Source organism: Bradyrhizobium sp. STM 3809, assembly GCF_000239795.1.
Classification (GTDB): domain Bacteria; phylum Pseudomonadota; class Alphaproteobacteria; order Rhizobiales; family Xanthobacteraceae; genus Bradyrhizobium.
Map to the genome: position 1 here is coordinate 17,052 of NZ_CAFJ01000278.1, position 12,917 is coordinate 29,968.

Annotated in this window: 8 protein-coding genes; 2 read left to right on the forward strand and 6 right to left on the reverse strand. The window is 61.7% G+C overall.

The genetic code is table 11. The features are described from left to right. Positions 1-46: 46 nt before the first annotated feature. The gene (locus BRAS3809_RS15750) at positions 47-1,207 is read right to left on the reverse strand and encodes a Fic family protein (RefSeq protein ID WP_008963106.1); all 1,161 of its coding nucleotides are present in this window, start codon (positions 1,205-1,207) and stop codon (positions 47-49) included. A 169-nt stretch (positions 1,208-1,376) separates the two neighbouring features. On the opposite strand from BRAS3809_RS15750, the gene BRAS3809_RS15755 reads away from it, so the two are divergent. Beyond that, a complete protein-coding gene (locus BRAS3809_RS15755; RefSeq protein ID WP_008963107.1) occupies positions 1,377-2,435 on the forward strand; it encodes an SDR family NAD(P)-dependent oxidoreductase in 1,059 nt (352 codons plus the stop codon). A 12-nt stretch (positions 2,436-2,447) separates the two neighbouring features. On the opposite strand, the gene BRAS3809_RS15760 is transcribed toward BRAS3809_RS15755, so the two are convergent. Then, positions 2,448-3,221 carry an EAL domain-containing protein gene (locus BRAS3809_RS15760; protein ID WP_008963108.1) on the reverse strand — a complete coding sequence of 258 codons (774 nt, stop codon included), beginning with the start codon at positions 3,219-3,221 and terminating at the stop codon, positions 2,448-2,450. Positions 3,222-3,529: 308 nt separating this feature from the next. Further along, positions 3,530-4,468, reverse strand: coding sequence for a LysR family transcriptional regulator (locus BRAS3809_RS15765; protein WP_008963109.1), 939 nt, complete (start codon positions 4,466-4,468; stop codon positions 3,530-3,532). Positions 4,469-4,702: 234 nt separating this feature from the next. On the opposite strand from BRAS3809_RS15765, the gene BRAS3809_RS15770 reads away from it, so the two are divergent. After that, positions 4,703-6,391 (forward strand): FAD-dependent monooxygenase, encoded by a 1,689-nt coding sequence (locus tag BRAS3809_RS15770; protein ID WP_008963110.1) that lies wholly within the window; start codon positions 4,703-4,705, stop codon positions 6,389-6,391. Positions 6,392-7,024: 633 nt separating this feature from the next. On the opposite strand, the gene BRAS3809_RS15775 is transcribed toward BRAS3809_RS15770, so the two are convergent. The 3 genes from BRAS3809_RS15775 to BRAS3809_RS15785 are packed head-to-tail and all read right to left on the reverse strand — an operon-like array spanning position 7,025 to position 11,673. Beyond that, complete coding sequence (locus BRAS3809_RS15775; RefSeq protein WP_035656415.1) at positions 7,025-7,651, reverse strand: hypothetical protein; 627 nt, start codon at positions 7,649-7,651, stop codon at positions 7,025-7,027. A gap of 55 nt (positions 7,652-7,706) precedes the next feature. After that, positions 7,707-9,062, reverse strand: a complete 1,356-nt coding sequence (locus BRAS3809_RS15780) for a lipase/acyltransferase domain-containing protein (RefSeq protein WP_008963112.1) — start codon at positions 9,060-9,062, stop codon at positions 7,707-7,709. Positions 9,063-9,087: 25 nt separating this feature from the next. Further along, a complete protein-coding gene (locus tag BRAS3809_RS15785; RefSeq protein ID WP_170323295.1) occupies positions 9,088-11,673 on the reverse strand; it encodes a CHAT domain-containing protein in 2,586 nt (861 codons plus the stop codon). Positions 11,674-12,917: the final 1,244 nt, after the last annotated feature.

The following is a 12,917-nucleotide window of genomic DNA, read 5'->3' on the forward strand; positions in this document are numbered from 1 at the left end:
TGCTGGGAGCGTGGCGATTGCCGGCCGAGCCGCTTTCCGTGTGGGCTTAACGCGTCAACGGCTCTGTGCCGCGATCGAGGACGTCGAGATATCTGCGGTAGGCGAAGACGCGGCGACGCTGTCGTCCGGTCGTCTCTCTTACGACGCCGAGCTCGGCCAGGCGGTCGAGAGCCTTGCCTACGGTCGGAACAGACAGTTTGAGCTCCTTCGATGCCGCCTGGATCGTAATCAACGGCCTACGCTGCATCAGGTCGTGAACGCGAAACGCCGACGCTGTGCCGCGTCCCAGAGATTGAATCACAGCCCGGTCGCTATCGAACAGAAGCATCAACTCACGCGCGGTCTCGACGGCCTGCTCGGCGGTGTCGCGCACGCCCGCGAGAAAATACTCCATCCACGCTTCCCAAGCACCATGTTCCCGGACGTCCTGAAGCAGCCCATAATATCTTGCGCGATGCGTCTTGAAATAAAGACTGAGGTATAGAATGGGCTCGCGGAGCACGCCTGCGTCGCAGAGCATCAGCGTGATTAGCAGCCGGCCAAGACGACCGTTGCCGTCGAGGAACGGATGAATGGTTTCGAATTGCACATGGGCCAACCCAGCCTTGATCAGGGGCGGCAGTAGCGGATCATCAAGATGTAGAAACTTTTCGAAAGCGTCCAGGCATTCATTGAGCCTTTCGGGGGGCGGAGGTACGAACAACGCATTGCCGGGCCTCGTTCCTCCAATCCAGTTTTGCGTGCGCCTAAACTCCCCTGGTTGTTTGCTCGCGCCTCGGCCAGCCTTGAGCAGGACCTCATGCATCTCGCGGATCAGACGGAGCGACAATGGAAATCCGCTTCGCAGCCTCTTCGTGCCATGCTCGACGGCCGCGACGTAATTCGACACTTCGGCAACATCATCGAGCGGCACATGCGGAATTTCATCGCTCTCGAACAGCAGCAAGTCTGAAAGTGACGACTGTGTGCCTTCGATCTGCGACGACAGCAACGCCTCCTTCCGAACGTACATGTACAAGAAGAGCGGCGTCGACGGCAGGATTGTGGTAACGCCATCGAGGCGGCCCAGGGCGCCGCGGGCCGCATCGTAGAGTGCGAACAACGCACCCAGATCCAACTGCGGCGTCGGCGGCAGCGGAGGAGGCAGGAATGCGCGGACACGTTCGCCTCCGGCGATTGTCTCTAGAAACTGCCCCAAACGGCTCATGGTGTTCCACTCATGTTCTCCCGAACCTTTAATTAGGGCGTCTTCTAATTAAAGGATAGGGCCTTTTCCTTTAATTACGCCTGCTCGACAGGGCCAAAGGGAACTTTCCGCGGCGCTGGAACAGCCGTGGCTACGGCAGGTTGGTGGCTACCCCTCCAGGAGCCGCCCGATGCCCGCCTACAACATCTTCCGCCGCGGCCTGCTCAAGGGCACGGCGGCCGCGACGGCCTTCGCCGTTCTCAATCAGGCCGCTGCCCAGATCGGCGCAGCCGGCAGCCAGGACGGCCGCTCTGACACCGGTCCGCGCGAGTTGCATGGCCAGCCCGTGCCGGAGCCGCCGCCGGAGAAGAGCGCCGGGCCGATCCGGCCCGGGCGCGGCTCGTCCCTCACCGGCAAGGTTGCCGTCGTCACCGGCGCGGCGCGCGGCATCGGGCGGTCGATCGCGGTGGAGATGGCGGCGAACGGCGCCGACGTCGTCGCGCTGGATATCGCCGGGCCGGTCTCGACCGCGTCGAACGCGGCCCCCGCCACGCCCGAGGACCTCGCCGAGACGGTGCGCCAGATCATGACCCATGGCCGGCGCGGCGAGAGCATCCGCGCCGACATCCGCGACATCGCCGCGCTGCGCGCCGCGGCCGATCACGTCGAGCAGACCTACGGCAGGATCGACATCGTCGTCGCGGACGCCGCGATCCAGCGCTGGAAACCGCTGCTGGAGATGGAGGACAGCGACTGGCGCGACGTGATCGACAACAATCTCAACGGCACCGCCAACACCATCCGCGCCTTCGCGCCGAAGATGGTGGCGCGCAAGAGCGGCCGCATCATCGTGCTGTCGTCGATGCAGGGCAAGCACGGCACGCGGGACGCGTCGAGCTACTCGGCGTCGAAATGGGGCATTCTCGGGCTGATGAAATCAGCCGCGCTGGAGCTCGGTCAGCACAACATCACGGTCAACGCGCTGATCCCCGGCCTCGTCGACACCGCGCTGACGCGCTACGACACCAGGCTGAGCGAGGCGATCCGCGAGACCGGCCGCGAGGCGCCGGCCAGCCCGACGCCGCAGCAGGCCTGGGACGCCCGCGCGCCGACCGTGGCGCTCAAGGTCGGCTGGCTGCAGCCCGACGATATTTCGCCGGCGGCAGTGTTCCTCGCCTCCGACGCGGCGGCGATGGTGACCGGCGCGGAGTATGAGGTGACGGCCGGCGACAGCGCGAAGGATGTGTGAGGTCGGCTGCGATCAACCGGCCGCCAGATCGCGCGCGGGCTCGGCGAGCCAGGTCACCTCGGGCAGCGCCATCAGGGCGGGCTTCGCAAAATAGTAACCCTGGAACAGATTGATGCCGGCGGAGCGCAGCACGGCGAACTCGGCCTCGTTCTCGACGCCCTCCGCCAGCACGGCGATGTCGAGCTGGCGCGCCATCGCGGCGACGCCCGACACGATCACCTGCTTGGCGTAATCGCGGTGGATGTCGCGCAGCAGCTCCATGTCGATCTTGATCAGGTTCGGCTGCAGTCGCGCCAGGAGGTTGAGGCCGGCATAGCCGGCGCCGAAATCGTCGAGCGCGGTCCAGAAGCCGAGCTCCTTGTAGCTCTTGACGATGCGCTCGACATGGTCGGGGCTCGCCATGCGTTCGTTCTCGGTGAACTCGAACATCAGGTTTTGCGGCGGGAAGCTGGCGCGCTTCGCCGCGGCGAGCGACTTCTGGATGCAGGCGCGCGGCTCGTAGACCGCGTTGGGCATGAAATTGATCGAGAGTCGCGCGCTGGCGTCGGTGAACAGGCGACCGGCGGTCTCGATCGCCAGCACCCGCGCCGACTGGTCGAAGCGGTAGAGCTGCGCCTCGGTCAGCTGCGACAGCACGCTGTGCGCGCCCTCGCCGTTGGGCCCGCGCACCAGCGCCTCGTAACCCCAGATCCGGTGCGCGCCGACATCGACGATCGGCTGAAACGCCATCTTGAACGCAAACGGCAATTCGGTTCCGTCAGCGCAGCCCGTGCAGGCCCCAGCCATCATCGATCTCCCAGGTTACCTCCGGGACAATACGGATTTGACCTTAACAATACGGAAAGTTGTAGCCGGCGGCATGACCAGGCGTAACGACGGCCGGTGGCGAGGATGCGCGCAGGAATGAAGGTTCCCTGGGAGGCTCGCGTCCTTCAATTCTGATCAGGCCCCGTGCCAGCTTTTGTCGCCCGCATCCCGTCGGCCGATGCAAGCGCGATGAGGCGAACGAACGCGGCCGAGCTGCCGGCGAACTCCCTTGCCAGACGCGCCCCATCGCGCTTTCACTGGCAGCCGGAGCGCCGCGTCGCCGTGGGTCAGCTCGAGCTTCGTTTGACTTTCGGCGGCTTCAACTCGACTTCCCATGGTCGTGTTTTTCCGATCGTCGACGCGAGAAACTCGAGATAGGCGCGGACGCGGAGGCTTGGAGCGATCTGCTTTGCATAGACCACGCTGATCGGGGCGGGAGCCAGCGACCAGTCCGGCAGTATCCTCACCAGGGTTGCATCACGGATTTCATTGGCCACCAGAAATGTCGGCACGGTCGCGATCCCGCCGGCCATCAGGCAAACGACCTTTGCCGTGTCGGGATCGTCGATGACCATGGCCGGCACGCAGCGGACGCATTGCAGTTTGCCGTCCTTGTGGAGTTCGAGCTGATTGTCGCTGGCCGGCGGCCGCAGCTCGATCAGCTCATGTCCGGCGAGGTCCAACGGCTTCGTCACGGAGGGGCGGCCTTTCATGTAGGCCGGCGCCGCGACGAGGCAGAATTCCATCCTGCCGAAGCTCTGCACACCGAGATTGGGATCGACGATCGGGCCCAGCCGGATCGCGATATCCGCCTGGCTCACACCAATCACCAGTTTCGTCGCCGTCAGTTTCAGATCCACGCGGATATTCGGATGCTGCTTGCGAAACGTGGACAGGTGCGGCGCGAGGAACATGCGGCCGAACGTGCTCGACGCTGTCACGGTGAGCAACCCGCTTGCCCCTTCCCGATGACTGCGGATGACGTTGCTCGCCTCGATGCCATCGTCGAGCAACCGCCTCGCATATGGCAGGAAGGTTCGGCCCTGGTCGGTCAATTCGAGCGTTCGTGTGGTTCTCGCCAGCAGCATGACGCCAATATCGTCCTCGAGGCGCGCGATCTGGCGCGCCACGCTCGACTTCGGAATCTTCAAAGTCCGGGCCGCCGTCGTGAAGCTTCCGGCGCTCACGACTTCCAGAAAAACGCGCACGTCGGTGAGCTGAATCATTGTTCGCGCATTCGGGTCAATAAGTTCAGTTTTGCCGTATTGTATCAGAACGGGCGACAGCCTACCATTGGTCTCGTCGCGAAGAGAAGCCGAATTCCTTCGTGTTCATAATGGCTTGCGGGCTTCGTCGATGGCGGGCGGACGGTCGCGCTCGGCCAGACGTCGCTCAGCCAGGCCCCGGGGGACGTGACGACAGGACCGAGACCGGGATCGCTGCCGAGAGGAGCCGAGAGCATGGACTTCGACACTGATGTTCTGGTGCTGGGCGCTGGACCTGTCGGGACAACGCTCGCCAACGAACTGGTCCGCCACGGAATCAAGCCCCGCATCGTCGACAGGGCACCGTCCATCCGAGAAGTTTCGAAAGCGATGATCCTGCATGTGCGCACGCAGGAGGTGCTGGACAAGGTCGGCGTCGCGTCCCGGCTCGTCAGCGAGGCGCAACCGCTGACCGAAGTGGTCGTGCACGCCTATGGCAAGCACATCGGCTCCTGGGATCTCGACGACATCGACAGCGACTACAAGCATCCGCTCATCATCGGGCAAAACAAGACCCAGCACGCGCTTCTCGACCTCTTGACCGCAGGCGGCGTCGACGTGCAGTGGAACACCGAGGCGATGTCGTTCGAGATGACGCCAGATGGCGTGACCACGACATTGAAAGTGACGGATCCCGTCACGCACAGCACACGAGAAGACATCGTTCGCTCCCGTTACATCTGCGGCTGCGAAGGGTCCAACAGCCTCGTGCGTCGATCGCTCAACCTCACGTTCGAGGGCGACCGTTACACCGGCGAGCAGTTCATCCAGGCCGACTGCCGCATCAGGTGGGCGTTGCCGAAAGGCAGATCCTATCTGTTCCTGACCGCTGTCGGTTACATGATGGTGATCGAGTTTCCAAACGACGTCGTCCGGATCTTCATATCGCTGCCCGACACTCCCGACGCGGCTGGGGCGAAGGAAGCCGCGGGCCAGCTCGGTGCGGTCGAGTCCACGACGGAAGAGCCGACGCTCGAGGACATCCGCCACCATTTGGCCGAGCTGTCGGGCTTCGCCTGCGAGCTGTCTGATCCGATCTGGCTCGCCCGCTATCGGACATCGCACCGCTATGCCAACCATTTCAGCCAGGGCCGGGCCTTCATCGCCGGCGATGCCGGACATGTGCATGTGCCGATCGGCGGCCAGGGCATGAATACGGGCATCCAGGATGCGTTCAATCTCGGTTGGAAACTGGCTGGTGTCGCAAAGGGCGAACTGAAGCCGTCCGTGCTTGAGAGTTATCACGCCGAGCGCCACCCCGTGGCGGAAAGCCTGATCAAGGGCACGAATCTCGCCTACACGGGGATCCTGCACCCGAGTGAGGCGCGGCAGCACGCCGCCCGCCTGTTCGGTCCCTTCCTGATCCGCAACGAGCGGGTCCAGGACTTCATGCGCAATACGCTCGAGGAGCTGAAGATCTTCTACCCCTCATCGCCGCTCAATCTCGATCTCGGTGGCGCGACGGGACCCAGACCCGGCGAGCGCGTTCTCGATGCCACGATGGTCCGGGCCTCGGACAAGAGCACGGTCACGATCAACCGTCTGACCCGCTCGCCGAGCTGGACACTGTTGATCTTCGGCGGCCGCGACGACATGGCCCTCGACGATGCGTTCGCATTGTCTGCCGATGTGACCGGCCGCTTCGGCAAGCTGATGACGCCCTATGTGATCGTCGCCGACAAGATTGCGCCCGAGAGCGCAGGTGGATCCGACCATATCTTGCTCGATACGCTGCATCTTGCGCATGAGCGCTACGGCGTCACGACGCCGATGTTCTACCTCCTGCGACCCGATACCTATGTCGGCGCACGCGGCCCATTGAGCGAGCGCGCCGGCCTGCTGGCGCACCTCGAGACCATCTTTGCCGAGGCAGGCTCGAACTGAGGGCGGTTCCTCCGACCGCCGATCCACGCATGGTGATGCTGTCGACGAAGCTGACGCCTTTTCCGCCATCAAGACCCAGCCGCCCGCCAGCCTGAAGCACAAGGCGATCGCGCTTGCGACGCTGGCTCACAGGCCTCGGCTGCCATCGACCCAGACGGTCGGATGCAAAAAGGCGGCGGGGTCTTTCGCGCCGAGCTCAGGCGCCATCACGCAGCTGACCGACCCGCTGACGCGGCCTGCCGGAGCGAGGCGAACAGCTGTCGACGCGGGGCTGGCGGAGGGAGAGAAACTGGAAACAAACTCGCTCCACCGGCCCGGCTCAGGTTCCCTCGGGATGGGAGAGAACTGGATAAAGATCGCTCCACCGCACCCTTCTCAGGTTTCTCCGGCATGGTTCGCAACATCGTCTCCGGCCTTCCAAGATACCTTCTTAGCCAGCAGACTTGAGATTCGCGCCCTTGCTGCAGACTAGCTCTGCGCATTCGTCCGCCAGCAAAGTCTCCCGGTGACGCGCGAGACCATGTAGGCTTTGGCCAAATCAACCGGCCCCCCGTGCGCCGCAACTAGCAAGGCTGGTCGCACGAGCATCAGATGGCCGCAAAGCTTCAGGCCTCACCGGCGCCAGGCACTACATCATGTCGTTGCCGAACGGGGCAGCGGTGGAGGTGTACTGGTTTGGCCAGCTGCCGCTGTCGATCCTGGCAGGAACGATGGGATCCTCTCACGTGGTATCGACGCTGCTGCCTGGATCAGACCTGCGATCCGGATAATCTGCAAGTATTGTGACATCCCGGTCATCTGGAGCGCTTGGATGGTATAATGAAACTGTGGGCGCATAAACTCGGGGGCGCAGGCGATCAGTGCCTGAACCGGATCGATTTGACCTCTCAAAACGCCTTCGGCAAACTGCTCCATGCCGACTGTTGGAGGTGGATCACCTCGATTGGCGCCGACACGTGCCATCGTCATGATGAATAGTGCTTGGTCCGGGTTCATTGCAAAGCCGAGACCAGGGCTCGTCGGAATGCCTAACTGCCCCAGTCCCAAGCCAACCGCTTGGTTAATCTGTGCGTTCGCCCGGACCTGCGCGTCTAGCGCCAAGCCCTGCTGCACAATACTTTGCGGTATGTCCTGCCAGGACTGCCTTGCCAGCAGGACCGCCATGCCGACATTTACCTTCCAAATATTCCAGAGGCTTTCCATGAAGCCTTCGAACGGATGAGTCGCCTTGTGCCAGGCTTCGCGCAGATGTTCGAACATCACGCCTCTCCTCGGTAATGCCCCAAGAGCAATGCTCCACCGCCACCCCATTCTCTCACTCAACGACTGCGAAAAGGTCCTCGATCGGCTCCGAACCAGGTCCAGCGTCGACTCGGATGCGGTAGGTGCCGGCATCAAGATTGGGGACGCGCAAGATTTCCCAGCCGCTTCCATCGCTCTCGTCAGCGAACTCCGCTTCTCTCACCAGATTTGTATCTAGACTGCGGATGTTGGCCCTGATCGGGTCCAAGCTGCCAGGACAGCGGGCTCGCGCGATCAACGCCTCGGTCACTCCAATCGCGTCCGGAAGATCGAGCGAAACCTCCGCCGCTGCGACTGCCTTCATCTGGGAGATGTCTATGTCATTGACAACGCTTTTCATCTGCGTCCGTACCGGATCAAAATTCTGTAAGCTGGCATGGGGACAGGCCGCAAACATTTCCAATCCGCGATTGCTGAGCTCGATCGGTGTCGCCGAGACACGCGGCACCGTGCCATCGCCGCCCAACATCGTCTTTCCCTTGTAGGTACGAAGCGACTGCACGCCCTGATCTGTCAGGACTGCGCTCAGCAGCGTCGGCTGCTCTGTCCCCACCACGGGTAGTATCCGATAGCCGTAGGCTGCATCTTCTTGATTCTTTTTGACCGCCCGCTCGATCTCCCGGTGGAACTCAACGCCGTGCCGAGCGCGATCCAAGTCAAGCCGACCGATCATCTTTTGGGTGATCTGTTCGAGCGGCTCAAGGCGGTCGGCCGTCTTACCGACGCACGGATAAATGGGCAGCAACTGGTACGCCGACGGAAAGGTCTCGATCAGCGACGATAGATTCAACAACGTGACCGACCCGATATGCTTCTGCAGGCCGTTGCAAAGCGCATCCAACGCCTTCACTGAACCCCGGTGCGGCGTACCGAGCGTGATGAGCCTTCGTGTGTCGCGCCATCCGCCCAGAACCTCGATAAAGTACCGGGCCACGAGCCCGCCCATGGAATGGCCGACGACCACGAGCCGCGCGTCAGGATATTGTTTTCTCCTCTGCTCGAGCCAGCCGCTGGCCGCCTGCTGCAGACGCCGCGCTGAGATCCGGTTGTCGAGCCGCCAGTCATAAGCAAATTCGAAGTAATCTTCTCCCATGGTCAAGTTCAGCGTTGATTGAATGTATTTCGACAATGCCGAGTAGCCATCGATTTTCCAGAAGAACGGAATCATGTGCACGTCCGGCATCAGCCGCGTCGCCTTCGCGTCCGCGCCGGTGTCGGAATCGCTGCTCAGCGCCAGGGCGTCGAGGCTCTTGCCCAACGTCCACAACAGCCGCCCTCCGGCGGCAAGGCTGGCATCCCAGATCGGCACGCCATTCTTCTCGATAGCGCTGCCCATGATCCCGGGAATTAGTACGACGACGTCGTTCATATCGTCTCCTTGCTCGCTAACGAAGCTATTGGCACCCGTACAGCGTAAATCCTGTCCATGCGCCGGGCGCGATCGCGGTTGACAGCATGTGCAGCTGTGCCGCCCGCGCGGCCCGAAGCGGCAAATCCCCGGCGGCGCGCCGGCGGTGATAGTGCGCTGTTAATGCCTGCGCGGCTTGGCCCTGCGCCTGGGTGACGCTCAAAAGAACCGACGAGGCGCCTGACTCCAGGAAGGCAGCCGGAATTCCGAGGATATCATCGCCATTCAGTTGAATGTCATCGACTTCTGTAGGGCGCCAGCCCGTGTAGCACGCGCTCAACACGACTTCTTCGAATGGCGTCGGAGTTTCCGCGATCGCGACAGCATCGAGCTTGCCGTCGGCCAGCCACAGCCCCGATCGCATGGGTTCTGCTGTATCCATCGTCCCGTGGCAGGACACGTGCAGCACATGGCCCTGACCCGAAAGACCTCGGCAGCGATCCCGATAGTCTGACGTAGTATCTTGATGTCCAGCCGGCGACATTCGGACGGGTATCCCTGCGGTGTGATAGGCGTCCCGGATGGCGGCCAGTTCGTCAACGGCGCTTGGCAGCGGCGCCAGTCGCGGCAAATCCGGATAAACAGCCACGCCCAGCAGTCCGACAGTCGCGGGTCGCGAAAGCGATGCACGTTGCATCAGCAAACCAAGACTTGGAAGCACGGACACCGGCAGATACTCGAACAGCCGATGTCCCTGATGCAGCAGGCAGGCCCATGGCAAAAGGTGCAAGACACCATGCGGCACAATGACGAGGGATTCTGCTCTCGTCACGACGTCTAGAAGTTCGGCTGGGATCAAGTCCGAGGCGGTGACCGCCAGCCGGCTTGAGAAGTCGTGCAGCTCAACATCCGGCCTGGCCTTCAGCAGATTCGCTTGATACGTCGCCAAGCAGTCCATGACCTTGCTCGCGATTTGCAGTCGCGCGCACCTTAGCTTTCCTTCCCACAAGGCTGCACAGACTAAAGCGGGAGGATCATAGAACAAAGTCAATGCCGCCTGGCGCCGCTGCGACAGCTGCCGAAGCACCGCTTGCTGGTCGAGCGTGATGGGGACTGTCAACCGTCGCCACCGCGGATCGCTGACCCGCACTTCCTCAAGAAGTTGGACCCGCTCCGCCCGCAGATCCTTAGCCTTCTGCCGCAGGCTCCGTACATCGTCGCCTCTCCATCTCTTGTAGTCGATGCCGTCCAGCTCCCGTGACACCGCGTGAAAGCGTGCGGCACCCGGGCTTTCTTCACTCGTCGTTCCGGGCGGCATGCTCAGAACGACGCGCAGTGTTCTCGACTTGATGCTTTCGATGAATGCACAGCAGTCGGCTGCATGATCCGTCCGCGCCGCTCCTTCAATCGCGGCCGCGTATAGTTCCTGCTTGTCTTCCAGGTATGTGCTGTCGAGCCGGTAGCCGAGAGGCGCGCGGCGCAAACTATCGATGGTTGCGATTGCGTCACGGTAGCCGCGAAGCATGCCTTCGTCGTCGCCCGCTCGCGCGGCCGCTCGCGCCAGGACGCCATAAACCCGCCACCGCGCATCGGGGTCGAGATGCGGGTCCTGCAGATCTTTGATTGCATCCGACAGCAGCCGAAAGCATTCGTCCAGATGGCCAAGACCAAGATGGCACTCCGCCATCGTCCTCAACAGAACCGGACGTTTCGGGCGGAACGCTCCTTTTTCAAACGCTGATTCTATTGCGTTGGCGCGTTGCAACGCCTCTTGATAACGGCCTTGGCCGAGATCGATCTGTACGAGTTGATATTCGATGGCCTCGCCGCTTCCCAGCGAACGGTACTCAGGCTTGACTTTCTCGAAACACGCCGCCGCCTCTGCCCATTGTCTAAGCGCTTTCAGAATCAGTCCGCGATAGTAGATTATTTCAGTATAGGCCCGATAGAGCTTGACGGCCTTGGTCGCCGTGCCAGGGTCTCCTTTCCCAGACATAATGCTCGTGATTGAGCTGCCAATCGCCTTAATGAGGTCAAACCGCGTTACGGGCTGCTTGCCCACAATTGGCTCAATCACCGCGCGTGCGTGATCAACCTCCTCATCCGCGCGCCGAACGTCGCCAAGCCAATGCAGCATGTCTGCAAGATCAAGCGCGACGCGCGCCACGGCAAGCGGATCATCATTGGCTATCGAATCATCGCGGGCTTCGACCAGCGCAACATACGCTTCATTAAAACGACCTTCGATCAGCAACGCACCTGCTGAAGCCCGCTTTGCCTCAACCTCTCCCTTGCGCCCAAGATAACGAAAGGACAGGCTTGCCGCTTCCTCCCGCAGCGCGCCTGCCCGCGCTGGCCGGCCGAGAGCGTATTCGATGTCTGCGCTTACTAACAATGCATTGATGATTGGCTGCACTGTCTCTGCTAGTCCGAGCGGCGTCGTGGGGTAATGCGTATTAAACACAACTTCGTCAGAGAGGACGGCTTTGGCGATATCAATGTAACGCCGATAGGTGACGCTGGCTGATTGATAGTCGCCGCTGAGCTTCGCCGCCTCGGCGCGAAGAAAGAGATTGCCAGCTTCAGTGCGCCGCTGGTTTACATCAAGAAGCGCTCGGAGCCTGTCTTGCATGACAAACGCCCACAATCGAGAGGCCATACTTTCCGATATCCCAGGATTGACGTGTAGAATTGATCTAACTCAATCAGAGAAAGAATCGACTGAGCTGCCACGCGCAATGGAACCTGCCGACCTCCGACAATGGGACATCCTTAAGTGCTTAAATCCGACCAACTCTGAAGGTCAGGCTCTGTGACTAGACTGAAGACGATTCGGATATGAGGAAGGCACTAAAAACTTGACGACTGATTGATATTGACGGGTAGGGGGTGACGGTTCATGTTGTACAATTCAAGTTGTGTCATTTTGTTTTTGCATCTACCATCAGATTTCGTATTTTGTGCGCGAATAAGCGGTGCCGACCGAAGCCTACGATGTCAGGTCGTGTCCCCGGGCGTGGTGTAACTCGGTAGAGCAAAGCCGTCCGCCCGCGTGCTCCCCCATAGCGCCGTAGCGGGTGGCTTTGCTCTACCGAGTTACACCTTGCCCGGGGACACGACCTTGGCTGAGCGTGAGGGATTCGAAACGACTTGGCCCTAGACCCTTGAACCGCGGTCGATCTGAGCCCTATACGGCGTGCGCACGGTATAAAGGTTCGGAGAAAAATCCGCTCTCCGGGCCTTGTTTGGGGTTGCCCTGACCCGGCCGGTCTAATTCTCCGGCACAAAAACGTCGGCAGAACCGCGGGATTTCGGGGGTCCTCATGCCCACGGTTCACGGAGCAGCAAATTGGCTGGCGGAGAGAGTGACCGTCCCACCCCGTTGATCATCAGATTGATCCTATTAGCTTTTTCTAGCGAAAAACGAGCAAAACACCCGGCTTTGTACCCGGCAACTGTCCACCCCTTTCCTTACCTCATCGCGAGGGCAGTAGTAGGCGCTATCTCCGCCACAGCTTCCCCGCGCCTGCAGATGTCAGCCGTCAGGGCGTATGATGTTTTCACGTTGACATCATACCGGTGTGACCTTAGCGTTTTCTAACACTCCGACAGTGGGGCGATCCGAGCGAGCATACCGCGTGCCAACGAAGGCGCGCGGCAGATGACGACGCATGCCCTGTAGCGAGATCGAGGGGCGTGACGATGCGGTGGCGTGGGGCGAGTGTGGTGGTGATGATGGCGGCGTTGGCGCAGCAGGCGCAGGCGCAGCCGGACCGGGCTCCCGCCGAGTTGCCGACGGTCGATGTCGATGCGCCCAAGCGGACCGCCAAGCCCAAGTCCAAGCCGCAGGTGCGGCGCGCGGCTCAACAGCCGAAA